The following is a 25,454-nucleotide window of genomic DNA, read 5'->3' as shown; positions in this document are numbered from 1 at the left end:
TTACTCGCCATAAGCGTATTCAAAATTCTTTCATATACATTCTATATTTACTTACCCACATTTTTGCCCATCTTCACTAGGCAAAAAAGGAACATCAACGCATTAAACTTAATTCTTCTGTAAAGAAAGGACCATCCATAAGTTTTTCTGGCCATTTAAAAAGCATTACTGTAAGAATATTACGATGCTCACCAAATATAAAATCTACTGAACTCGTGCGAGTAGGAATCATCTGATGTTGCGCGTTATACACTGTTTCTAGATGCTCCCTTATTTTTTTAATTGCTGGAGAATCTTTTTTATTTAATAACAATAAACAAACCCCTACTTCAGCAATAACATCATTTTCGGCCCGCTCTATTATTTGTTGCATATTGCGCTCAAAATATTCGCTTATCCAGAGAAAAGCTTCGTCACTAACTGAGTTTTGATAATAATGACTCGCTGCAGTAATAAAATGGGTCATACCATAAATTTTTGCTTCATATTCCAACTCGGATAGTTGACTATCCATATAATCCGGAAAAGTTTGCTGAAATAGTTTGGTATAGGATTTTCTTAAATCAATAATGTGTAAATCATGTAAATAATAAACGTAATTAACTAATTGAGCGCCATAAATCTTAATGTTTTCCTCATCTAAGATAAACTCCTCCAGCCGAGCAATTTGAGTCTTTAATACATCAATAGCTGTATTAGTTTGCGGAAACAGAGAAGTATTTTCCAAATGATAGGAAAAAATTTTATTGGTTATCTCTAATAAATAAAGATAAAAAAATAAATCACCATATTGTGATATTTTTTTGATACGTAACTTGTATTTTTGTGAGGGATTTTGGTTAGCATCTAATAATAAATTATTCGACTTTTTAAGGATGAGCTCTGGCTGATCAAAACTTGAAAAAAGATATTGATATTTATTACTTAAAAAATACACATAATCAATAACCGAATGCAGATGCTCTTTATCGCCTGTGATTCGGTACATTCTTATTGAAAAGTGCTCTTGTTTCACTATAGGCAACTTATAAAGATTTGCTTTATAGTTATCTAAGACCGAATCAGCTATTTCTGCATAACCCACAGCAGAAAAAAATAATATTAAAAAAATTAAACGTTTCACAACTACATTATATAAAAGTGGATCTTGAACTGGTTATTAAAAATAATCGGCATGATTATAAAGTAATCATGCGGGAATTGAAAACAATATTACACTTCCTTGCCCCATACTGTTCACAGGATAGTAAACGTTGAGATACACCAAAAATGTTGGGTTAAATAGTACTTCTTGCCCTTACTGCAATTCGTGCAGGGAAAGAGCAGAACATAGAGATAATAAGATACTTAGACAGCAAAGTCTTTTTGGAAAATTATTTAGTTCCCAATTGACACTGAAGTTATAATAGATGAGATCGAGAGCTTGTATAGAAAAAAGAAAGCATAGCTACTGGTTGACATAAGATCGTAAATCTTTGGACTTAAATATCCAAGCAAAAAAATTCCCGGGTTTTGCTGCGTTGAACCCGGGTTATAACCGAGAAGAATAAATAAATGCCCTATTCTACCCTACGCCAAGTGGTACCGTTCACTCCATCTTCTAACTCGATTCCACGACTTAATAAGTCTGCTCTTATTTGGTCCGCGCGTTCCCAATCCCGATCAGCGCGTGCTTGAAGTCGCTCGGCGATTAATTGATCAATTGCTACTCTGTCTTCTTCTGCAAACCCTGCTTGTAAAAATGATGCAGGATCTTCTTGCAAAAGGCCCATGGTGCTGGCTAAGTACTTTAATGTATTCACTAAAACGGGTGAATTCTTTTTATTTACTTCATGACTAAGCTGAAATAGAACAGATAACGCAATTGGAGTATTAAAATCATCATTCATTGCTTGGTTAAATTCATTAATCCAATGATTATCTAATTCATTATTCGTAATGATATGGCTGTCTTTTATGGTCTGATATAAACGAGTCAACGCTTTTTTAGCATTAGCTAAATTTTCTTCAGAATAATTTAATGAACTACGATAATGACTACTTAAAAGAAAATAACGCACAACTTCCGGATGATGTTTGGCTAAAACATCGGCAATAGTGAAAAAATTACCTAATGATTTTGACATTTTTTCATTATTAACTTGCAGCATTCCTACATGCAACCAGTAATTTGCAAAAGGTTTTTCCGTAGCCGCCTCACTTTGAGCGATCTCATTCTCATGATGCGGAAATTGTAAATCCAATCCTCCCCCATGAATATCGAATTGCTCACCTAATTCACTCATTGCCATTGCAGAGCATTCAATATGCCAGCCTGGACGTCCTTCACCCCAAGGAGAGGGCCAACTGGGCTCACCTGGTTTTGCCTTTTTCCATAAAACAAAATCCAATGGGGAACGTTTTTCTTTAACAATTTCAACGCGAGCACCAGCGACAAGACCTTCCAGATCTTTATGCGATAATTTGCCATAGTCGGCAAAAGAATCAACTTGATAACATACATCCCCATTTTCACTAAGATAGGCATTTCCCTTTTCGAGCAATCGCTCAATTAACCGAATAATGCTGCTTATATGTTCTGTAGCACGTGGTTCTACATCAGGAGATAAAATATTTAACGCTTTTGTATCCTCATTCATTGCTGCAATATACTGGGCAGTCAATTCATCTATGGGTATTGCACGCTCATGTGCACGTGCAATTATTTTATCGTCAATATCGGTAATATTACGTACATATTTCACATCATAACCTTGTGAGCGCAAGTAACGAACAATAACGTCAAAAGATACCATAGAGCGAGCATGACCTATATGACAATGATCATATACAGTGATACCACAAACATAGATACCAATTTTTCCAGGCACAATGGAAACAAATGGTTCTTTTGTTCTAGTTAAAGAATTATATAAATGCAACATATCTGCCCCTTAGCTTAGGCCTGTTTAATCTAGCGCATTGTAAACAGACCTTAGTACATTGACAATTCTACTCTTTTGGTGACTTGTCAACAGACTCCAGTTTTCCCCAAGTGTCTTTCAAGTCCACTACACGATGAAATGCGTTAACACGCCCATCTTTTAACTCATTAACACAATAATATCCCAACCGTTCAAACTGAAACACGTCGTCTAATTGTTGATTTACTAGAGCAGGCTCACAATATCCTTGCTTTATTTGCAATGAATTATGGTTTAAAAACTGGAAGAAATCATCTTCACTGCCCGGATTAGGATCATTAAATAGACGATCATACTCCAACACGGTCACCGGATAGGCTTGTTCACAAGATACCCAATGAATGACCCCTTTAACCTTCCTGTCCTCCGGATTCTTACCCAAAGTTTTTTCATCATAGGTACAACGCAACTCAATGATATTGCCTTGTTCATCATGTACCACATCATGACATTTAATCACATAAGAATGGCGTAAACGTACTTCAGCACCAGGCGATAAACGAAAATATTTTTTGGGTGGTTCTTCCATAAAATCAGAGCGCTCGATAAATATTTCTCGTGTAAATGGTAAATCTCGTGTGCCTGAATCTGGATCTTGTGGGTTATAAGCAGGCTTTAATATTTCTACTTTATCTTCAGGGTAATTTTCTATGACTACTTTCAATGGATCCATAACACATAAAGCGCGTTTCGCTGTTTTATTTAGTTCAGCACGGACACATTCTTCTAATATAGACATATCAATCACGGAATCACTACGTGATATTCCTATTACTTCACAAAATTGACGAATCGCTGCAGGAGGATAACCGCGTTTACGCATACCACGTAAAGTAGGCATTCGTGGATCGTCCCATCCAGATACTGCCTTTTTTTCCACTAATGTTCGCAGTTTGCGTTTTGAAGTAACTGTATGCGATAAATTCAAACGTGCAAACTCAGTTTGTATTGGTTTTGCAGGTAAAGGCAAATTGTCAATACACCAATCATATAAAGGTCGGTGATCTTGAAATTCCAATGTACATAAAGAATGAGTAATTTTTTCCAAAGCATCAGAAATAGGATGTGCATAGTCATACATAGGATAAATACACCATTCATCACCTGTACGTTGGTGAGATGCGTGTCGAATACGATAGATTACAGGATCTCGCATATTCAAATTACCTGATTGCATGTCAATTTTTGCTCGCAACACATGAGCGCCATCAGGAAACTCTCCTGCTTTCATGCGAGTAAATAAATCCAAACTTTCTTCTATTGGCCTATTTCTGTAAGGGCTCTCCTTTCCAGGTTCTTGCAAAGTTCCTCGATAAGCACGAATCTCCTCCATACTCAAACTATCCACATAAGCCAGATCTTTTTTAATTAACAATACTGCAAACTCATAAAGCTCATGATAATAATCCGAAGAATGAGTCATTTCATACCATTCAAAACCCAGCCAGCGCACATCTTCAATAATAGCGTTAACGTATTCTTCCTCTTCTTTTATAGGATTTGTATCATCAAAACGTAAATAACAAATACCGCCAAACTCTTGCGCCAAACCAAAGTTCAGGCATATAGACTTGGCATGTCCTACATGTAAATATCCATTAGGTTCTGGAGGAAAACGAGTCACTACAGACTTATGTTTGCCACTTGCCAGTTCCTCAGTAATCAGTTGTCTTATAAAATGTGCTCGTTTTTCAGTTAATTCTATCATTCGATCTTTCCGTCACTATTTATTACTAATCTGGATAAAGGTAAAGATGACCTGGATTCATCCATTTTTACGTACCAAATTACCAGGATCCACCTTGAGCTTTATCCAAAAACTTTTATATTTAATTTGCATTAGGCCCTTTTTATTCTAAATTTCCGTAAATTGGAAGGAAGAAGATTGACATGACCTATTGCTTATTATTTTAAATTATTATCCATAGCATGTCGCATGGAGTACATTAAGTCCGCTCCGGCCTGCAACATATCACTATTTGCATTGTACGCCTCCAGAATCCGCGTGATCAGAGCAGCCCCCACAATCACACCATCTGCAAAACGAGCAACCTTCGCAGCCATTTCCGATGTTTTTATACCAAAACCGACCATTAAAGGAAGCGTAGTTTGCGCTTTTCGAAGTTGATATTGTGATTTTAAAGACGAAATATCCAGTGCATTAGAGCCAGTAACGCCTTTTAAAGACACATAGTACAAATATCCCTTGGCATATTGGTTAATTAATGCCATTCGCTCATCTGAGGTCGTAGGCGAACACAAAAAGATACTGTATAAACCATGTTTATGCCAGACTTTAGCTACCTCTTCACTTTCTTCCGGTGGCAAATCCACCAGAATAGTTCCATCTACACCGGCTTCTACTGCATGTTGCGCAAAAAGTTCATAACCAAAATGTTCAATGGGATTTAAGTAGCCCATTATAACAACTGGAGTTTCTTTATCTTGCAAACGAAAATCCTTCACCATATCTAATACAGTTTGACAATGCACATCATGAGCAAGTGCACGCTCCATCGCCCTTTGAATCACCGGACCTTCCGCCATAGGATCAGAGAATGGGATACCTAATTCTAAAATGTCTGCTCCAGCTTTAACCAATTCATGCATGAGTTTGACTGTAATTTCTGGAGAAGGATCTCCCGCAGTAATATAGGGACTTAGCATTTTTTTGCCATTAGCTTTCAGACGCATTAAAGTTTTGTCAATTCGGTTCATACAGTAATCCCATCAATTTGTGCCACAGTATGCATGTCTTTATCACCACGACCTGATAAATTCACAATAATATTTTGCTTCACTGACATTTTTTTAGCGAGTTTCATTGCATAGGCAACTGCATGGCTTGATTCAAGTGCTGGAATAATTCCTTCTATTCGTGTTAAGGTACGAAATGCATCTAATGCTTCATCATCATTAATTGCTTCATAAACCACACGTCCGGTATCTTTTAAATAGGCATGCTCAGGTCCTACTCCAGGGTAATCAAGACCTGCTGAGACTGAATGAGTATCTTTAATTTGACCGTATTCATCACAGAGTAAATAAGTTCGATTACCATGTAAAACCCCTGGGGTTCCAGCAATCAACGAAGCAGAATGCTCACCACTTTCCAAGCCTTTTCCTCCCGCCTCTACGCCGTAGATAGCAACTGTGGAATCATTCAGAAAAGGATAAAATAAACCAATTGCGTTAGAGCCGCCACCTACGCAAGCAACCAATGCATCAGGAAGATGTCCTGTCTTTTCTAAAAATTGCGCCCTTGCTTCAACGCCAATGATGGATTGAAAATCCCGCACCATCTGCGGGTAAGGATGAGGACCTGCAACGGTACCAATAATATAAAAAGTATTGTCCACATTACTTACCCAATCTCGCATGGCTTCATTTAACGCATCTTTTAATGTTCGTGATCCTGATGTGACAGGAACAACTTCTGCACCCAACAATTTCATGCGATAAACATTGGATGATTGTCGTTTTATATCTTCAGCCCCCATGTACACGACACATTCCAGGCCTAATTTAGCAGCTACCGTTGCTGAAGCCACTCCATGCTGACCTGCACCTGTTTCGGCAATTACCCTCGTTTTCCCCATACGCTTGGCAAGTAGTGCCTGGCCTACGGTATTATTAATTTTGTGCGCCCCAGTATGATTCAAATCCTCTCGTTTTAAGTAGATTTGCGCTCCACCAATTTCCTTACTTAAACGTCGCGCATGATAAAGAGGGTTAGGACGACCTACATAATCTTTTAATTCAGCATTCAGCTCAGCCAAAAAATCAGGATCTTTTCGATAAGTCGCATAAGCTTCTGCCAATTGCTTCAATGCATGCATCAAAGTATCTGCTACAAAAATGCCACCATAAGGACCGAAATGTCCGCGCTCATCAGGAAGTTCTTTTTTGTTCATTAATTTACCTTAATTAACTTCTTATAAACGTAGCCTGGGTGAAGCGCAGCGTAACCCGGGAATATTGGATCTCAGATCCCGGGTTACGCTGCGCTTCACCCAGGCTACTATACTATATTATCAATTTAATAATTTCTGCATAAAACGGCTCATTTTGTCATGATCTTTAATTCCGGGCGATGCCTCGATGCCACTGCATAAGTCTACAGCATACGGGCGGCATAATTTAATTGCCTCGCGCACATTATATTCATTCAGCCCACCAGCCAATATAAAAGGTTTGTCTATTTTTTTTGGAATAATCTTCCAATCAAAAACACTCCCAGTTCCACCTCTAGCCGTCTCAGAAGGTGAGTCCAGCAATAACGCCTGTGCTGTCACAAAGTCTTGTGCAGCCTGATGAATATACTCTGCTGAATCACAATGTATGGCTTTAATAAAAGGTTTATTAAATTGTTGGCAAAACTCAGCAGATTCATCACCATGAAATTGCAATAATTGAATTGGCAAGTTCTCTATTATTCTATGGACAAAATCTTGTTCAGGATTAACCAAAACAGCAACCGAGTTTATAAAGGCAGGCAGATCTTTTAATAAAACTTGTGCCTGTTCTATTGAGACACAACGTGCACTTTTTGGATAAAAGATCAAACCTATAGCATCAACACCCAGTTTTATGGCATATGCGATATCCTCACTACGCGTCATACCGCACATTTTGACTCGTACACGTGCCGTTTTCATTATTTCTCCGGAAGAAAAAAAGGCCCCAGGCTACTCTGCAATATAGAAAATTCTTGCGGATAAGTCACTTGTACTAAATACAATCCATAAGCAGGTGCAGTCTCAGCACCTAATCTCCTATCTTTCGCTTTCAGTACTTCATCTACCCAAGATACAGGGTGTTTTCCTGATCCTACTGCAATTAACACGCCAGCAATATTCCGTACCATATGATGCAAAAACGCATTAGCAGTAATATCAATCATCACCAAATCACCCATACGACTCACCTGTAAATTATGGATATTGCGCATAGGCGTGTTCGACTGACACTCTACAGAACGAAATGAAGTAAAATCATTCTCCCCTAGTAAAAGCTGTGCAGCTTGATGCATCAGACGATGATCTAATTGCCTGTATTGCCAAGTTACATTGCTTCGCAGTAAAGCAGGCCGAATGGCATTATTATAAATGATATAACGATATCTTCTTGCAGTAGCAGAGTATCTTGCATGGAACTCTTCTGGTAAATCCCGTCCCCATTTAACACAAATATCTTTAGGTAGGAAAGAGTTCACCCCATGAATCCATGCACGAATGCTACGTACTTTATTGCAGTCAAAATGAATTACTTGATTTGTAGCATGTACACCAGTATCTGTTCTCCCTGCACAAACCACGGAAATGGGAGAATCTGCTACTTTTGATAAGGCATGTTCTACGGCTTGTTGCACAGTATGCAAGCCTGTTTGTGCTTGCCAGCCATGATACTGGCTACCATCGTACTCAAGCACCAAGGCAATACGCATTGATTATTCCTGATAAAAGGGTCAATTTATAATACAGTATATGTTTTGTCTATACCCTAATATAATTGATTTTCAAGTTTATTAAATATTATAGTCATTTCTCTTATTCTAAGCACTGTAATTAAGAATTATTAAGCTTTCTTGTAGCTCAGAGAATGCAATTTCTTTTACAAAATCATCTTATTGATTTAACTCATTTAATTATGATACTTTCCCATGCCACAATGAAATCATTGTCAATAATTGGGCAAAATCTTTTTAGGGGTTCGTTTCACTTCGCTAGATTGAGCCCAAATGATCTGATTTTCGATCACCAACATGCAGGCCTACATGAAGTATATACGCATTAGAGCACAGAAAATCAGGTCATTTGAATCAAGATAATAGAAATGGAAATAAACCCTATAGTGATTATTAAATTTTGAGACTTATTTATGAAATGGAATTTATTTTACTCTACTACCCTCACCTTATTACTCGTCATCGGTAATCCATCGTTCTCTAAGAATATTAAAAATATCCAAAATGGATTAACACCCTCTATTTTCAACAGTCAAGGTAATTGGTTTATATCTCTAGGAGGAGGCGCTCAATTTCCCGCTTTAAATTCCCATATGAAAGTAAATAATGACTCAGGATTTCCAGAACCATTTAATCGTGATCGTTATTCAATCACAAACGACAATGGAGGACTCATTGCAGCATCTGTAGGCCGACGTTGGCAAAATAATAATTTCTGGCTTCCATCCTATTCCTTGAGTCTATTCTGGCAGCACTTTTTCAAAATGCATATCAATGGTGAAATAACACTATACTCCCTACCTGAATTTACCAACTATAATTACAATCTCGACTTTGTTTCTAATCTTTTATTAGCCTCTGGAAAAATTAATTTATTTCAATATGGAATAGTTTCTCCTTACATTAATGGCGGGATAGGAAGTTCTTTCAATCATGTATCTAATTATAGTGAAGAAGCATTTTCAGGAGTTACACCTCGAGTTAGTCCTGGATTTAGGGGCTCCAATACAAGTGAATTTGCTTACAATGTGGGTGCTGGTATTGATATGCAAATTCTTCCTCAATTGATTCTCTCAGTGGGTTATCTTTACCAAGATTTAGGCCCAATTTCCTCAGGTCATGGAATTGCTACATGGGCTGAACAATTATTAAATCCTGGCTCCTATCGCTCAAATGAAGTTTTAGTCACTGCAACTTATCTTTTCGGTAAAGAAAGACATTAAAACAAATATTAAAGCTTTCCGTGAATCTCATCGATGAGACGTTGCGTCTCTTCTTTTTGAGACTTGCTACCATGTTCCATAACTTCATTTAAAGAATTTAATGCGGATTCTGTATCTTCCATTCCTATATAGGTTTTAGCAAGGGCCAAAAGGGTATCTAATGCTTTTTGGTTCTTTAGGTTAATAAGTTTTTTACTTTCATCATCCTTCTGGGTTTGCTCTATATCAGCGGGCACAGAAAGAGTAAAATCCAAACCATTCCCCTCATCACTTATTTGTTCTTGAGCATTATTTTCTTTTGTGGCTGGCTTTTCTGTAAGTAAATAATGTAGACCTGATTCAAATTCCAATAAATTATCTTCCTCAGATTTATCTCTTAAAGATTTTTGCTCTTCATTAGTCTGAAAAGATGGTTCATTTTCCTCTTCAGCTGGCATTATTTCCAACAATGGTTCTTCATCTGTTGCTGTGGATTCAAAAGAAACATCAGATTCTATATTCATCTTTTCTATTGGAGAAGAAATAACTAATGTGGAGTCGGGTTCTAATTCTGTCCTGGCTTTTAATTCTGGCTCAGGTTTTAATTCAGATTTAACTTCTTCTAATGGTTCTTTCCTAACTAATTCTTCTTTTGAACTCATAATGGGTTGGGTTGAAGCAGGATGAAATGCTGTCGGAGTAGAAGATCCCGTTGTTGTAGGTGACTGCTTTTTTCTTGGATCGCGTTGTTTAAAATAATAAAACACAGCAATACAATCTCCTCCAGCAACGAACAATAGTATCAATAAAATCCAAAAATCATCCGTTTTATTAGATATGTTCGTTGCGCTGCGTTGCCCTGCAATTGCTATGCGCTCTTTCATTAAAGTTTGAATTTGCTTACGCGTCAATTGAAGCTCTTTATCACGTACATCCAATTGTTTTTGTAACTTTTTATTTTGTGCCTGCAACAAACTCAATTGCTCTGTTAATAACGCATTAGATTCCCGTAAAGAATCTACAGCAGCAGTTGTAACAGATATTTCAGCCTTGAGCGTTCTACTTTGTTCTGGACTTACTTGCTTTTCTAATGAAGGTATTGAACTGGGCATAATAAATTTTGGCAGATTTTGGTTCAGCATAGAGGCTGTAGCGCCAGGAAACTTTGGGGCTGGAGGTATTTGTGAATAGGCAACGGGAGTTGCAGGGGATACTTGTCCTGTTATATAAGGTGGAGCCAATACATGGTTAATCGATGTTTTTTCATTCCAGGCCTTATCATGAGCCATTACCTCAACGGTAGCTAAATCGGCTGGCACCTCTAAAAACTTTGTATCAGAAGGAATTTTAAGACGAGCACCCGCTTTTAATCCATTCAAATTTCCATCAGTAAATACATCAGGATTTGCTCCCACAATTGCAAGGACAATTTGCGGTAAAATTGCTTCGGACGTTTTATATCGCTGCGCAATTTGCCATACATTTTCCTTGGATGACGTAGGTCTATAAGCTGCTTTTTTCTTTTGTGCCAAATTCCCTGCTTCAGCATGTTTTTTGGTAGAAGCTGTTGTTGTGTGATGATAATTAGTAAATTTTCTCTGATAAATTAGGCTTCTTTGTGCAGTTGTATTCGCTAATTTATAACCAGGTGGATCCAAAAGTACCGTATAAATTTTAAAAATTTGTCCTTTAGGCCATGTTAAATCAACAATAAGCTGCATATAAGGCTCAATCATTCGTTTTTTGGAATGAACTTCCACAACGAATTTTCCTTGTTTATTTTTCTTAACATCCAAAAAAAGAATACTTATTGCTTTAGAGCGTTCAACACCCAAACTTTGATAACTTTTTGGATCAGCAAGTTCAACTTTAATAGTGGATAAAGAAACTTCGTGCCCATCAATTAATTCAATTTCAGCAAGAAAAGGTTGATTCAGGGCTGATTCCACTTTCATTTCACCTAAGCCAAGTGCATATGCACCTAGTGGCAAAGCAAGTGAAAATAAAAATGAAAACAAAACAGTTTTTTTCAATCAGAGTTCCACCATATCCTTTAGAGGTTGAAGACAACGAAAAAAGTTAACATTATTTACTAATCTATTCAAGCAATTAGAGCGTTTATAAGCATTTTACCCAGGAGGTATAAAATCATGCTGAACATATGAGTTCTATGTTAAATACATTGAGTAATTTTGATTCCCCTTTTATACCAAGTAGTTCAAATTAATCTTACAAGAGCAATCCCAACCTCCTTGCTCCAACTGAAAATTCCGCACTCGTATACTTAAAATTTCAAGCAAAAATGAGCTTCCCATCGCAAGAAGAATGTTTAATAATAGAAATTAATTATTTATTGAAAAATAGGATAAAAATCATGGAATTTACCAAAATTAATCCGCTTGCTATAGCAATATCTATTAGTCTTTTATCAGCAATCGCTTCATTTTTTATGGGTGTAGCAGCTTTTGTTCTTTATACAGGAAAACCCATAGCAGCCATGGTTGGAAGTATATATCTTTCGTATAATCCTTCTATGGCTAATGCAGGTCTTGGTGCAGCTATGGTACTTATGAATACTTTTATTGGTAGTTATATTGCTGCTTGGATATATAACTTTCTGCTTGATTACATTAGATAAGTGTCGGCTCCCGAGTATCGTAGTTTGCAACACCATGATAACTGGAGGCAGCATAACATTCTTCAATAGAAATAAAGTCAAACCAACAAGTCTGCAGTAACATTAAAGTCTTGTATCCCATTTCAACATTAGTCGCGAGCAACTGTTCTATGATTAATTCTAAATGTTCATGTTGATGCAATACTGGTTTTGATTTCGGTTTCTCCTTACACATTTTGGAAAACATGGTTTGAAACCGTTCTTCCACCATTTTAGGTACTGTCGAATTACCATCAAAAATACGATGATCCGCACTGATGGAGACGGGCAACATATCTTTAGGTTCAAATGAGTCTGTTTCTTTTTGCCAAACAGGTTTTCGCTCAACTTCCATTATAGTGAATCTCATGGCCTCAGTTTTACGAAGAGGGGCCATGGATTGGGTATAGCCAAAAACACCAATATTACTTAGTGTGATATAAGGAGTTCCTGCGAGAGGATAAGGATAGGTGTTATAAGCATATTCATAAACCATATCCTTCATAAGTTGTTGGACACGTGGATTTGTTTTTTCTAGTTGCTCGCGTTTTTTGTAACAATAAACCATCATGTTCACAATGTTCCGAATTTTTGTGGACAACTCATAAAAACTAAGATTATGACAATTTTCAAAAACAATCGTGCCTAAATGATCACCACATCCAGGTAACATAACTACGAGGCCAACATATGCTTCTTTCGTTTGAAAGATTGTTCTAAAACTTAAGTAATTTCTATGATGATCGGATATTGTCATCCAGGAGCTAACAGCCTGCAACATCAAAGTAGTCAAGGTCTCTGAAGCGAATTTTTTATTAAAAAAATCAAGGCAAGAGATATCAATACTAAACTGCCCTGTCATAGTGGGATCACTTGGACCATCCCACTGAGTCATGAATACTTTTCGAATTGGAGTCATTTCAACTTGCCGATTTGACTCGGTATAATTCTTCACTCTGGGTAGTACCTCGTCCGCAAATTCTATGAAGTTTTTCCAATTCTCACTGGGTTCGAGATTTACTTTACTCAGTTGCTGCACATGCTTATTATTTAGTGATTCTTTAAAATGAATAACCCCTTCAACCCCCAATAAAGCGCAAACTGAGGACATATATTTATATTGCATAAAAATATTGGTTATCAACTGCTCTTCCAGATAGGCAATTTTTGGTTTGATTTCCTCAACATTTGGCAAACCAATATCACGATATAAATCCGCTTCACATACATGTCGATGTTCATCCTCAAGAATTGTTGTGAACACTCTCGGCGCAACTCCATAACGATGTAAGCTCTCAAAAATCTCCTCAATCCAGCCTTCACCAATAAGATTAAGCAACATAATTGCTACTTTGGGACAACTTTCATTACGAATAAAGTTACAAATGATTTCAATATGAGGACTGTATGGAGGCGGAGAAGCATAAGGAGCACAGAGCATATAAACAATTTTAGTGAAAACTAAACCATGAAATATTTCGTCAAGTAACTGTTGACGCATGCGCTCTCTGTATTCAACAGTTGACATTTTTGATTCAAACTTAAGAGGAATTTGAACTGCCAATACTTCAAGCTGTGCTAAAAGAGAAAAAGTGTAAATATAAAAAAGTTTATCGGATTTAAGTTCAAAAGGTAAACCATCGCAAAATAACTCATTTAATCTATTTTTTATGAGTTGTTTCTCATCTGCAGTAATCTTGTTCCACCCTTCTAAAATCCATTTTTCCGCACCCCAAGATGGTCTAAGTAATTCAGTAAGTTCATCCACGATATTTACCATAAAATCAACGGTTTTTCAGTATAGACATAGCTAGCGTATGAGTCAATCATACTTTATAGCAAAACTATTTACTCATTTAATTCTGCTTCTTCATTAAGCGGCAGGTTACTCGTATTTTTAGGATTTGATTCAGACCCTAATTTATCTTAGCAACTCGCCTACTTCCCATGCTCATCATAATGATGAATAATGGAATGAATCATTAGAAGAACAATAGGATAACTATCATGAAATTTGGCAAAATAGACCCAGTTGCTTTAGGAGTGTCTCTTGGTGCTTTATCAGGAATATCTACTTTTTTTATGGGATTGATGGTATTACTTTTTAATAAAGGGAAACCTTTTAATGGTATTATGGGAACAATATATTTTAACTATGATCTTACCTTTATCCAATGCTTACTCGGCGGAATGGGCGCATTTATTAGTACCTTTATAAGTAGTTATCTTGTTGCTTGGGTCTACAATTTTTTGAATAAACAGCTTAACAACAAAGTGCTCGTTGATTGATGCAATTTATAACAAAATTTAATATCTCATCTAATTATTCTATAGAAATTAAAAGCAATTTCTGGAGTACTAAGAATTTTGGATAATTACTCTAGACCGCCATTAATCCTATTGCATTACCTCCACCTCTAATTCATAATTACAACCTTTGATTTCTTCTGGTTAATTATGTCAGCATCATTAATTGATGGAAAGGCGGTCGCCTCTCTTCGTAGAGAAGAATTAAAACACCGTGTGCATGATTACGTACAAATAAAACATCGTGCCCCAGGCCTTGCTGTTGTTCTCATAGGCAATGATCCTGCTTCTACAGTGTATGTAGCCAATAAGCGTAAAGCATGTGCCGAAGTGGGTATTATCTCTCACTCTTATGACTTACCCGAAGAAACGACCCAGGATGAATTAATCAGGCTTATTGATAAGTTAAATTGCTCCGATCAAATAGATGGAATTCTCATTCAATTGCCATTACCCCAACATATTAATGAACGTGTCATTATTGAACACATCAAACCGGAAAAAGATGTTGATGGTTTTCACCCTTATAATTTAGGACGACTCGCTCAGCGCAATCCATTATTACGCCCATGTACGCCTCTTGGCATAATCAATTTACTAGAACACTATCAACTCGAAGTTAAAAGAAAACATGCTCTTGTCATTGGTGCATCGAATATTGTAGGTCGTCCTATGAGTTTAGAGTTACTTCTTGCTGGAGCAACGGTCACCATAGCACATAAATTCACGCAACAATTAGAAAAATTAGTACATATAGCTGACCTTGTCATCATTGCAACAGGTAAAATGGATGTTGTTGATAGCGAGTGGCTTAATAAAGAACAGATAATTATAGATGTGGGTATCCATCGTTTGGCCGATGGTAGTATTAGAGGCGATATAGATTTTAAAAAAGCGGTAAACAAAGTCTCATGGATTACACCTGTACCCGGAGGAGTTGGTCCAATGACTATCGTTACGTTGCTTGAAAATACACTAAAAGCCGCAACTTTAGCAAAATAGAATACAAAACACGGAATACAACCATATGGGCTGGTTGCTTGCAACCAGGATATGCTTCAATAGCTCCCGGCCGTAAGCAGCCAAGCTATATAAAAATTACTTATCTAAAACATCCCAATCAAAATCTCCGCTCAACTCATCAAAATCATCTTTGAATTCTTCTTTTAAACGTTTACGCTCCAATTTTTCCTCCAGCAAACGTCTAACGTTTTTTCGATGGGCAGTAGACTCAATATCATCATCATAATTATAATCAGAGAACGATTGGTCATCATAATCTTCGTGAAGATCCATAGATTTCCCCTTTTATACTCTCTTAAAAAGAGTATAGTAGACATTTAGAAAAATGCTTTAGGAATAACATGCTCAGTTATCAACACGGATATCATGCGGGTAATTTTGCTGATGTCATCAAACATATTGCGTTAACCCGTCTTTTGAATTATTTAAAACTGAAAGATAAACCCATATTTTATCTTGAGACTCATTCCGGAAAAGGCCTATATGACTTAAAAAATAAACAAGCTGAAAAAACACAAGAATACAAACAAGGCATCCAACCAATTTGGCTTAACAGAAACTCCCTACCCGCTGTTTTTCAAAACTATCTTCAATTGATTGCATTACTCAATCCTACTGGTGCATTAAGACATTATCCTGGTTCACCGTTTTTAGCGATCAATATGCTACGAATGCAAGATAGAATGTATTTTTGTGAACTTCACCCAAGAGAATTTGAAGCGATAAGCCTGCTTCCTCGCTTGAATAAAAAAGTACATTTCAGTAATACTGATGGTATTGCTGCGATGAATGCATTACTTCCGCCACCAGAAAAAAGAGGCCTCATTTTTATTGATCCTTCGTTTGAAGTAAAAGAAGAATATAAAGAAATCCCACTCTCAATCAAACATGCCTATTCCCGTTTTGCTACAGGAGTATTCTGTCTTTGGTATCCCCTGGTCAATAAAAGATTAACTGATAAACTTAATAGAGGCATGAAAGAAATCCAGGCAAAAAATGCTTTGCATATTGAATTTAATCTGACTGTAGCGCCAATGGAGGGTATGTCAGGTTGTGGTTTATGGATAATTAATCCACCATTTACTTTAGCTGAGGAAATGAAAACTGTATTAAATGCCCTTAAAGCTTATTTTAATCCGGGAGTTTCTTCTTATACCATTGAGGCCTATGCATGACTATTTTTCCAATTCCTGCTTTTTCAGATAATTACATTTGGGCAATTATTGATAAAACTGCAGGAGCATTTGATTGCGTCGATCCAGGCGACGCAGAGCCCGTAGTACAATTTGCACAGGCAAACCAGCTAAAATTGCGCTCTATTTTATTAACCCACCACCATCAGGATCATATTGGCGGCGTAAGTCAATTACTCAAATTCTATCATTCATGTACTGTTTATGGTCCAAATGATCCACGCATCCCCTATGTAAATAATACATTAAAAGAACATCAAACCATTCAAGTTGGAAAATGTGCATTCAAAATTTTATTTAACCCAGGACATACCTCAAGTCATATTAGTTATTATGAGCCCCAGCACGAATTATTGTTTTGCGGCGATACGCTTTTTTCTGCAGGTTGCGGACGTGTTTTTGACGGAACAATGGATCAGCTACATCAATCGTTACATCTTTTCAAAACATTACCTCCTACTACAAAAATATTTTGCGCTCATGAATACACACAGCAAAACTTACGCTTTGCACAAACAGTAGAACCCAATAACACTGCGATTCAGCAATACTTACAAAAAATACATCACTCAAAAAATTCCTGCACACTTCCATCGACTTTGGAATTAGAATTATCAATTAATCCTTTCTTACGCACTGATCAACCCGAGGTGCAAAAATATGCCTTAAAACATGGTGCAGCATCAAATAATTCGTTAGAAATATTTAGGATTTTAAGAGAAGAAAAAAATTCATTCAAATAATTACCCAGAGAGATTCAATTTAAATCTTTATGAATTGATTAAGCGCAATGAGGGTTTAATCCTATAAGTAATTTTAGTAAACTCGATAGTTAATTATATTCATAGGTAATTACCATTGAAATTTAAGTTTTTCAAAATAAAAGTTTTTTTATTCTGTTTACTCATTTTTTTTGGCATTACTAATGAGACTTTAGCATATGCGGCTGCTGATGCATGGGAAGTATTACGTGCCCAATTCTCCTTAAATCATGAAACATCGCGCGCAGAAGTACAGGAGCAAATCCGCTGGTTTATAGCTCATCCAGGTTTCCTTAATAAAGTATGCCGTCAGTCCGAACCTTATCTTTATCATATTATTGCAGAGGTAAAAAAAAGAAATCTTCCCGGTGAGTTGGCTCTGTTGCCTATGATTGAAAGTGCTTATGATCCCTTTGCTTATTCTGTAGCTGGTGCCGCTGGTTTATGGCAATTAATGCCACAAACAGGCGCAGGTTTAGGATTAAAACAAGATTGGTGGTTTGATGCACGACGCAGCATCAGCTCCTCAACTGATGCTGCGCTCAACTATCTTCTTTACCTCAATAAATTTTTTAATGGCAATTGGGTTCTGGCCATAGCAGCTTATGATGCAGGGGAAGGAACTATAGATCGAGCAATCAAGGCAACAGGTGGGCGCGCCCTAAGCTTTTGGGATTTAACTGTGCCAAGAGAAACTCAAACTTATGTTCCTCGCCTGCTTGCCTTAGCAGAAATCATTAAAAGTCCATCACAATATAAATTAACACTCCCTGAAATAGCCTATCTCCCTTATTTTGTGGAAGTAAATATAGGAAGCCCAATTGATTTAAACCATGCCGCCAAAATGGCAGGAATCAGTTATAAAGAGTTAATTAAATTAAATCCTGGTTTTAATCGTTGGACTACTGCCCCAGATAAGCCCATTAAATTGCTTATTCCTGCTGAAAAAGTACATCAATTTAATTTAAACCTGGCTAACCTTCCCGCAGAAAAACGTGTTAGCTGGGAAAAGCACATCGTACAACCCGGTGATAACCTGGATAATATTGCTGTTAGATATCACACTACGGTGAATTTAATAAAACAGTTAAATCAGCTCACAACAAATCGTGTTGAACCGAACCAATTTCTTTTAATTCCGAGCACCAGAAATGCTCCTGCTGTTGTCAAAAAGGAACCCGTTGTTCCTATCCTACCATTAGAACATCAAATAGCTGTACCACAATTTCATCGTGTTATTCATATTGTGCAAGAAAATGAGACATATCAGACGCTGACAAGAACTTATGGTGTCAGTGCTACAGACATCCAAATATGGAATAAATTAGCAAGCAATCAACCGTTACAAAACGGTCAGCAACTCGTGATCTGGAAAAAAGTACACCAACCCATTCAATATATTGTAAAAAAAGGCGATAGCCTCAGTACAATAGCCCAACAGCATAATACGCAAATAGAGCGTATTATTGCATTAAATCCTGGCCTTAAACGAAATGATCCGTTATATAGTGGACAAAAAATATTTGTTGGTTAATTAGTCTACTGTTGAAAACGTCAAATCATTATGAATAGCCTGGGGTTTTAGTGTTCTCATTATTCTGCCCAAGAACCAAACTAAATCGATTTAATAAGCCCATAGTGGCTTATTATTAACAATTATTTTTCATTTCTGGTATAAAGCAAGGAGGAGAGCACAAAAACTTGTGTTATAATCAAAGTAACTTATTTTATTGTATTAATATATATGAAATTACTATTTGATTTTTTTCCTATAGTTTTATTTTTTATAGTATACAAATTTTTTGGTATCTATACTGCAACGGCTATTGCTATGATTGCCTCTTTAGGCCAGGTAGCTTTTTACCGATTAAAATTTCAGCATTATGAAAAAATGCATTTAATTAGCTTTGCAATAATTATGGTTTTAGGAGGAGCCACCCTCTTTTTCCATAATCCATGGTTTATTAAATGGAAACCAACCGGTATTTATTGGCTCTCTGCTTTGGTCTTTTTTAGCTCAGGTTATATTGGTAGCAAACCGTTGATCCAGAAAATGATGGAAGCTAATGTGACTCTTCCTGGAAGAATCTGGCATAGATTGAATTTGGCCTGGGTATTGTTTTTTATTTTAATGGGCGCAGTAAATATCTATGTTGCCTATAATTTCAATACTGATGCTTGGGTTAACTTTAAGTTATTTGGTGGGGTTGGTTTTACTCTGCTTTTTGTATTAATTCAAGCTTTTTATCTCACCAAACACATGGATGAAACTGGCCTTGAAAAACAATAGGAGCAAGAATGAGACTATTGCTAGTTGAAGACGACGAATTACTTGGTGATGCGGTCAAAACCGGCTTAACTCAATTTGGTTATATCGTAGATTGGCTTAGAGACGGTGAAGCTGCTCGCGCCGCGTTAAAATCTGAATCATTTGAGCTAATTATTCTGGATTTAGGTTTACCTAAACTCTCTGGACTCGCATTGTTGCAAAGTATACGCCATGATGGCAATCCAACTCCCGTTATTATTTTAACAGCTCGGGAATCGGTTGAAGATCGCGTAAAAGGTTTAGATAGTGGGGCAGATGATTATTTGATTAAACCTTTCGATCTTAATGAGCTTAGTGCCCGAATCAGAGCTCTAGTCAGACGCTCACAAGGCCGTGCTGATTCTGTTCTACAATATAGAAATATTACTCTAGATCCAGCTGCTCACTCTGTATTTGTTGACGATGTTTTAGTGAATGTTCCACGTAGAGAGTTTGCGCTATTGCAAAAGCTTCTAGAAAACAGTGGTCAGGTTTTATCTCGCGAACAGCTCATGCAAAGTATTTATGGATGGGAAGAAGACGTGGATAGTAACGCGCTGGAAGTTCATATACATAATCTACGTAAAAAACTTAATGCCAATTTTATTCGCACGATTAGAGGTGTTGGATATATGGCAGAAAAAAATGATGGTATTCCTGTATCGTGAAATCTTCTATAAGAAAGTTTCTTCTCATAAATTTATTGCTGGCCATTACTATAACGACCACATTAACAGCTATAGGTAACTACTATCTTGATCAAAAGGACATTCAAGATCACTTAGATAGTTTAATGGCCGTTTCTGCGCTTTCCTACCAAGCATTACTAGGCGACGATCTTCATCAACGCCCTTTAGCGAAAATTCAAGAGGCACTCGAAACAATTCCTAAAAAGATTGATACATACTATCAAAAAAGATTTTTGAATGAAGAGCCTCCAGAAAACTATCTGAATAAGTTTAACTTTCAGGTTTGGACCAATGGGGGCAAATTATTGTTACACTCCTCCTCAGCGCCAAAAATTCCTTTAACCTCGGAGGTTGATGGATTTAGTGATAAGAAAGTGTCTACCCAAGATTGGCGAGTCTTTACTACCTATAATGATAAAGCCGGAATTCGCACCGTTTTAGCTGAGCGTTACGACACACGGAATGAGTTGGGTCATAGAATTGCTCAAGATGATCTCTATATTATGCTTTTGACTTTCCCGTTATCAGGTCTGCTCATATGGATTATTATTGGGCGTGGCCTAGATAGTCTAGATAAAGTCGCTGAAGAGGTGGCTAACCGCGCGCCCACCCATCTTGAACCGGTTGATTTACACGAAGTTCCAGAAGAAATTAAACCTGTAATCGATGAATTGAATAAATTGTTTTTCAGACTAAAAGAAGGATTTGAACGAGAAAAACGTTTTGCTGCTGATGCAGCACATGAATTACGCACTCCGCTTGCTGCGCTAAAAACACAGGCACAAGTTGCATTGCATTCTAATGATATAGAAGAAAAAAATCAGGCATTACAAAAACTTATTGCAAGTGTTAATCGCAGTACTCATATAGTGCAGCAGCTACTTACTATGAGCCGACTTGTACCAGAAGCTGCTCACATGGAGGAAAAAGATGAGGTCAATCTCAGTCGATTAACTCGGGAGATACTTGCTATGCTTGCGCCCGCTGCTGTGGAAAAACAAATTGATCTAGAATTTGAAAGCGATGTAGAAAATCTCACAATTTATGGTAATTCAACTGCTTTGGGAATATTAATTCGTAATCTTGTAGATAACTCAATACGATACTGTAATGAACATGGAAGAATTATCGTTCGTCTGGCCAAACTGCAAGACGAAATAATGCTTGAAGTGAGTGACAATGGACCCGGTATTCCGGCTGAATTACAATTGCGTGTTTTCGAGCGTTTTTTCCGTGTTCTTGGGAACAAAAGTCCGGGAAGCGGTCTTGGCTTAGCAATAGTTCAGCAAATTGCCGAGTTACATGGTGGAAGACTAATGCTGGATACCCCCAAAGAAGGCACAGGTTTAATTGTAAGATTCTTTTTACCTATCCAAGAAAAGTAATCTGGACGTTTTGTAGCAGCGGAACCCAGGATCAAATGTTCATTCATATTTAGAAAACCCGGGGTTCCGCTGCGCTGCACCCAGGCTACAATCATCCACTACAATTATCGAGCCGCTAAAACTTGCAGTGCATCACGAATTAACTGCTCGCAACTTTTGGAACTATCATTCACTTTATTGACTGCTTTTAATGCTTCCTGGGGCTTATAGCCCAGTGCTTCCAAAGCACTAACTGCCTCATCCTGACCACTCATCATGAGAGCTGATTTGTCATTGAGGGAGACAGAAGCAGATACAGAGAATTGCTTCATACTATCACGCATTTCAACGACTAAACGCTCGGCTGTCTTTTTACCTATCCCAGGTAATTTCATTAAAAAAGAAGCGTTTTCTTGTTGAATACATTGAATAAACTCATTTGGAGTAATACTGGAAAGAATCGACATAGCAAGTTTTGGACCAATACCATTTACTTTAATCAAAGCTCTAAATAATTCCCTTTCCTGTCTCTCCAGAAAACCATAAAGCAACAAAGCATCTTCACGTACTATAGTATGTATATGTAACCCTACTGAACCACTATGGTTATCAAGCTGAAAAAAGGTATTTAATGAGGTTTCCACATCATATCCAACCCCTTGGACATTAAGGACCAATTTTCCTGGTTGATGTTTATCAATTATTTGTCCATCCAACCAACCAATCATCTTTTTCTTCTCCTTAATCCTCGTCTGCCAATCACTGATGATAGATTATGGCGCATATGACTATGACAAATTGCTATTGCCAAGGCATCCGCAGCATCTTTTTGTGGCGCCTTATTCAGGGCAAGAAGATGTACAACCATGTGACTTACCTGAGCCTTTTCTGCAGCACCATACCCAACTACCATTTGCTTAATTTCTCGTGCAGAATACTCACTTACTTTAACACGATGCGATGCTGCTGCCACCATAGCAACACCGCGTGCATGCCCTAATTTTAAAGCTGAGTTTGGATTTTCATGCATAAATACTTGTTCAATAGCTACTTCTGTAGGTGAATAATGGTCCATTAATTGACAAATACCATCATATATTTGTAATAACTTTTGGCTTAACTCACCCTCTGGAGCAGTACGAATGCAACCACTATCAATGTATTCAATTTTACGATCTGACTCTTTTATCAAACCGTATCCAGTAATCCTTGAACCAGGATCTATCCCTAAAATTATGGCCATTAATCTATTGATTCTAATTGTTTTTCTGAAAACTCTGCATTGCTGTATACTTCTTGTACATCATCTAGGTCCTCCAGCATATCAATTAACTTCAGGAGACTTTCTGCTGAATCATCATCGATAGAGACCAAAGTTTGCGCACGCATGGTTAAATGAGATTGTTCAATTTCTAGACCCGCTGCTGTAAGTGCATTTAATACGCTATGATACGCCTCGACAGGAGTAATCACTTCAATTTGACCTTCATCTACCGAAACATCATTTGCCCCTGCATCTATGGCAATCTCCATAACCCGCTCTTCAGATTGTCCTGGTGCCATAAGAATCTCACCCTGATTAGTAAAGAGATAAGATACCGAGCCGTCTGTTCCCAAATTACCACCATTTTTCGTGAACGCATGACGCACTTCGGATACAGTTCGATTTTTATTATCTGATAAACAATCTACAAGAACTGCAATGCCGCCAGGCCCATAACCCTCATAACGCATTGCAACCATCGCTTCACCGTCAAGTCCACCCACACCACGCTTAATCGCATTCTCAATTGTATCGCGTTTCATATTCGCACTAAGCGCTTTTTTAACTGCATCCCTTAATCTAGGATTGGAGGATTCCTCTCCTCCTCCCATACGAGCAGCTACGGTAATTTCTCGAATTAATTTAGTAAATATTTTTCCACGTTTTGCATCTTGAACGCCTTTACGAAATTTAATATTTGCCCACTTACTATGACCAGCCATCTTACTACCTCTAAACCTTATTAATTTTGTATAAATTATACATGCTCTTTTGTTAAAAAGAATAACTTAGCTTATATTTGGGCTCGACATTTTTAACTTTTTTAGACTATAGTAGCCCCAGCATGCAGTTTTTAATTTATTGCAAATAATATTACCTGGGTGAGCTTGGAAATAGATACAGTTAATTTGGATTCCGCTCTCCACCCAAAGTGACTCAATGAATCCATAACACTAAAGGAGATCAACAGTGTATTTGCAGGGATTTGGTAATCATCATCAAACTGAAGCAGTTCCAGGCGCTTTGCCAAGTAGCCAGAATTCACCACAACACTGTAATTTAGGTCTTTATGCCGAACAATTAAGTGGGACAGCCTTTACTCGTCCAAGACAGAATAATTTACGAAGCTGGCTTTACCGCATTCTACCTTCTGTAGTTCAAGGCACATACCAAGCTTATGAAATGGAGTTATTTAAACCCTATCATGCAGAACAATCTCCAAATCCCATGCGCTGGTCTCCGCTGGACCTGTTTAAAGAGGAAGACTTTGATTTTGTCGAAGGCATGTTTCATCTTGCAGGAAACCACCATGTAAATGCATATATTTATCATTGCACCCGGTCCATGCAAAATAAATATTTCGCCAATAATGATGGGGAAATGCTTTTTGTTCCTTACTTGGGAGAGGTGAACTTACATACTGAGTTTGGAAAATTAAATATATGCCCAGGCATGATAGCTGTTATTCCCCGCGGCGTTAAATTCAAAATGGAGCTCATTGATTCTGAAACAAAAGGATATTTATGTGAAAACAGCGGCAGCCCGCTCACGCTACCTCCATTAGGATTGATCGGAGCTAATGGTTTGGCTAATCCACGACATTTTCAATATCCCACTGCTGCATTTGAGCAAGGCATTACGCAAGCGACCCTTATATGTAAGTATCAAAATAAATTATGGACAGCAAAATGCAATCACTCTCCGCTGAATGTAGTAGCCTGGCATGGCAATTATGCTCCTTATTGTTATGATTTAAGTTTGTTTAATACCATTAATACAGTAAGTTTTGATCACCCAGATCCATGTATTTTTACCGTATTAACTTCAGAAAGTGATACACCCGGAGTTGCCAATTTGGATTTTGTCATTTTTCCTCCTCGATGGATGGTTGCCGAACATACATTTAGGCCACCCTATTATCATCGTAATTATATGAACGAACTCATGGGGCTTGTCCGTGGCGAATATGATGCAAAAAAAGAAGGATTCTCACCTGGTGGGGTAAGCATTCATAATTGCATGACGCCGCATGGACCTGATCAAATAAGTTATGAAAAAGCAGTGGCGCAAAAATTAGAACCTGAACTTTATTTGAATACTTTAGCCTTCATGTTCGAAACTAAAGATGTATGGAAAGTTACCGAGCAGGCTATGCGTATTCCACAGATGCAAAAAGATTATGCAGATTGCTGGCAAGGACTGAAAGCAAATTTTACATGCCCATAGTATGATATTGGTGGAGGTGTAGCCATAGCGA

Annotated in this window: 24 protein-coding genes; 11 read left to right on the top strand and 13 right to left on the bottom strand. The window is 37.4% G+C overall.

The annotated features are described in order from the left end of the window. Positions 1–94 precede the first annotated feature (94 nt). From DY223_RS06920 to truA, 7 genes are all read right to left on the bottom strand, one after another. On the bottom strand, positions 95–1,123 hold the full coding sequence (locus DY223_RS06920) for a DUF3541 domain-containing protein (RefSeq protein WP_058459237.1): 1,029 nt from the start codon (positions 1,121–1,123) through the stop codon (positions 95–97). Between the two features lie 436 nt (positions 1,124–1,559). Further along, complete coding sequence (gene cysS, locus DY223_RS06915) at positions 1,560–2,924, bottom strand: cysteine--tRNA ligase (protein WP_058459236.1); 1,365 nt, start codon at positions 2,922–2,924, stop codon at positions 1,560–1,562. A gap of 67 nt (positions 2,925–2,991) precedes the next feature. Beyond that, positions 2,992–4,671 carry a glutamine--tRNA ligase/YqeY domain fusion protein gene (locus tag DY223_RS06910; protein WP_058459235.1) on the bottom strand — a complete coding sequence of 560 codons (1,680 nt, stop codon included), beginning with the start codon at positions 4,669–4,671 and terminating at the stop codon, positions 2,992–2,994. A gap of 197 nt (positions 4,672–4,868) precedes the next feature. Beyond that, on the bottom strand, positions 4,869–5,681 hold the full coding sequence (trpA, locus tag DY223_RS06905) for a tryptophan synthase subunit alpha (protein WP_058459234.1): 813 nt from the start codon (positions 5,679–5,681) through the stop codon (positions 4,869–4,871). Beyond that, positions 5,678–6,877 carry a tryptophan synthase subunit beta gene (gene trpB, locus DY223_RS06900; RefSeq protein WP_058459233.1) on the bottom strand — a complete coding sequence of 400 codons (1,200 nt, stop codon included), beginning with the start codon at positions 6,875–6,877 and terminating at the stop codon, positions 5,678–5,680. Before trpB ends, trpA begins: the two co-directional genes overlap by 4 nt. 120 nt (positions 6,878–6,997) lie before the next feature. Beyond that, entirely contained in the window at positions 6,998–7,621 is a 624-nt protein-coding gene (locus DY223_RS06895; RefSeq protein WP_058459232.1) for a phosphoribosylanthranilate isomerase, read from the bottom strand. Then, the gene (gene truA, locus DY223_RS06890) at positions 7,621–8,409 is read right to left on the bottom strand and encodes a tRNA pseudouridine(38-40) synthase TruA (RefSeq protein WP_058459231.1); all 789 of its coding nucleotides are present in this window, start codon (positions 8,407–8,409) and stop codon (positions 7,621–7,623) included. Before truA ends, DY223_RS06895 begins: the two co-directional genes overlap by 1 nt. Before the next feature lie 434 nt (positions 8,410–8,843). Between truA and DY223_RS06885 the strand changes: the two genes are divergently transcribed. Next, a complete protein-coding gene (locus tag DY223_RS06885; protein ID WP_058459230.1) occupies positions 8,844–9,653 on the top strand; it encodes an outer membrane protein in 810 nt (269 codons plus the stop codon). A gap of 8 nt (positions 9,654–9,661) precedes the next feature. Here DY223_RS06885 and DY223_RS06880 read toward each other — a convergent pair whose 3' ends face one another. Beyond that, on the bottom strand, positions 9,662–11,665 hold the full coding sequence (locus DY223_RS06880) for a FimV/HubP family polar landmark protein (RefSeq protein WP_058459229.1): 2,004 nt from the start codon (positions 11,663–11,665) through the stop codon (positions 9,662–9,664). 341 nt (positions 11,666–12,006) lie between these two features. Here DY223_RS06880 and DY223_RS06875 point away from each other — a divergent pair, with 341 nt between their 5' ends. Next, complete coding sequence (locus tag DY223_RS06875; protein WP_058459228.1) at positions 12,007–12,270, top strand: hypothetical protein; 264 nt, start codon at positions 12,007–12,009, stop codon at positions 12,268–12,270. On the opposite strand, the gene DY223_RS06870 is transcribed toward DY223_RS06875, so the two are convergent. Further along, the gene (locus DY223_RS06870) at positions 12,263–14,056 is read right to left on the bottom strand and encodes a 2-oxo acid dehydrogenase subunit E2 (protein ID WP_058459227.1); all 1,794 of its coding nucleotides are present in this window, start codon (positions 14,054–14,056) and stop codon (positions 12,263–12,265) included. The genes DY223_RS06875 and DY223_RS06870 overlap by 8 nt on opposite strands. 239 nt (positions 14,057–14,295) lie before the next feature. On the opposite strand from DY223_RS06870, the gene DY223_RS06865 reads away from it, so the two are divergent. After that, the gene (locus tag DY223_RS06865) at positions 14,296–14,577 is read left to right on the top strand and encodes a hypothetical protein (RefSeq protein ID WP_058459226.1); all 282 of its coding nucleotides are present in this window, start codon (positions 14,296–14,298) and stop codon (positions 14,575–14,577) included. A gap of 168 nt (positions 14,578–14,745) precedes the next feature. Beyond that, positions 14,746–15,597 (top strand): bifunctional methylenetetrahydrofolate dehydrogenase/methenyltetrahydrofolate cyclohydrolase FolD, encoded by an 852-nt coding sequence (gene folD / locus DY223_RS06860; protein ID WP_058459225.1) that lies wholly within the window; start codon positions 14,746–14,748, stop codon positions 15,595–15,597. Between the two features lie 96 nt (positions 15,598–15,693). Here folD and DY223_RS06855 read toward each other — a convergent pair whose 3' ends face one another. Next, positions 15,694–15,891 carry a PA3496 family putative envelope integrity protein gene (locus tag DY223_RS06855; RefSeq protein WP_058459224.1) on the bottom strand — a complete coding sequence of 66 codons (198 nt, stop codon included), beginning with the start codon at positions 15,889–15,891 and terminating at the stop codon, positions 15,694–15,696. A 68-nt stretch (positions 15,892–15,959) separates the two neighbouring features. Here DY223_RS06855 and DY223_RS06850 point away from each other — a divergent pair, with 68 nt between their 5' ends. From DY223_RS06850 to DY223_RS06825, 6 genes are all read left to right on the top strand, one after another. Further along, positions 15,960–16,793, top strand: a complete 834-nt coding sequence (locus tag DY223_RS06850) for a 23S rRNA (adenine(2030)-N(6))-methyltransferase RlmJ (protein WP_058459223.1) — start codon at positions 15,960–15,962, stop codon at positions 16,791–16,793. Continuing rightward, positions 16,790–17,554 carry a hydroxyacylglutathione hydrolase gene (gene gloB / locus DY223_RS06845; protein ID WP_058459222.1) on the top strand — a complete coding sequence of 255 codons (765 nt, stop codon included), beginning with the start codon at positions 16,790–16,792 and terminating at the stop codon, positions 17,552–17,554. The genes DY223_RS06850 and gloB overlap by 4 nt, the downstream gene beginning before the upstream one ends. A gap of 115 nt (positions 17,555–17,669) precedes the next feature. Continuing rightward, positions 17,670–19,106: a lytic transglycosylase gene (locus tag DY223_RS06840; protein ID WP_058459221.1), complete on the top strand. Its 1,437-nt coding sequence runs from the start codon at positions 17,670–17,672 to the stop codon at positions 19,104–19,106. A gap of 210 nt (positions 19,107–19,316) precedes the next feature. Then, on the top strand, positions 19,317–19,862 hold the full coding sequence (locus DY223_RS06835; RefSeq protein WP_058459220.1) for a septation protein A: 546 nt from the start codon (positions 19,317–19,319) through the stop codon (positions 19,860–19,862). Positions 19,863–19,870: 8 nt separating this feature from the next. Then, positions 19,871–20,548, top strand: coding sequence for a response regulator (locus DY223_RS06830; protein ID WP_058459219.1), 678 nt, complete (start codon positions 19,871–19,873; stop codon positions 20,546–20,548). Further along, a complete protein-coding gene (locus DY223_RS06825; RefSeq protein ID WP_058459218.1) occupies positions 20,545–21,954 on the top strand; it encodes an ATP-binding protein in 1,410 nt (469 codons plus the stop codon). Before DY223_RS06830 ends, DY223_RS06825 begins: the two co-directional genes overlap by 4 nt. Before the next feature lie 104 nt (positions 21,955–22,058). Here the strand turns inward: DY223_RS06825 and ruvA are convergent, their stop codons facing one another. Genes ruvA through DY223_RS06810 form a run of 3 tightly spaced genes read right to left on the bottom strand, consistent with a single transcriptional unit; the run spans position 22,059 to position 23,919 of the window. Beyond that, on the bottom strand, positions 22,059–22,661 hold the full coding sequence (gene ruvA / locus DY223_RS06820) for a Holliday junction branch migration protein RuvA (protein WP_058459217.1): 603 nt from the start codon (positions 22,659–22,661) through the stop codon (positions 22,059–22,061). Next, entirely contained in the window at positions 22,658–23,176 is a 519-nt protein-coding gene (ruvC, locus tag DY223_RS06815; protein WP_058459216.1) for a crossover junction endodeoxyribonuclease RuvC, read from the bottom strand. The genes ruvA and ruvC overlap by 4 nt, the downstream gene beginning before the upstream one ends. Further along, entirely contained in the window at positions 23,176–23,919 is a 744-nt protein-coding gene (locus DY223_RS06810; RefSeq protein ID WP_058459215.1) for a YebC/PmpR family DNA-binding transcriptional regulator, read from the bottom strand. Before DY223_RS06810 ends, ruvC begins: the two co-directional genes overlap by 1 nt. A gap of 247 nt (positions 23,920–24,166) precedes the next feature. Between DY223_RS06810 and hmgA the strand changes: the two genes are divergently transcribed. Further along, entirely contained in the window at positions 24,167–25,423 is a 1,257-nt protein-coding gene (gene hmgA, locus DY223_RS06805; protein WP_058459214.1) for a homogentisate 1,2-dioxygenase, read from the top strand. Positions 25,424–25,454 lie beyond the last annotated feature (31 nt).

It is taken from the genome of Legionella bozemanae (assembly GCF_900450575.1).
GTDB classification, from domain to species: Bacteria; Pseudomonadota; Gammaproteobacteria; order Legionellales; family Legionellaceae; genus Legionella; species Legionella bozemanae.
This window is presented reverse-complemented; position numbering and strand designations above follow the sequence as displayed.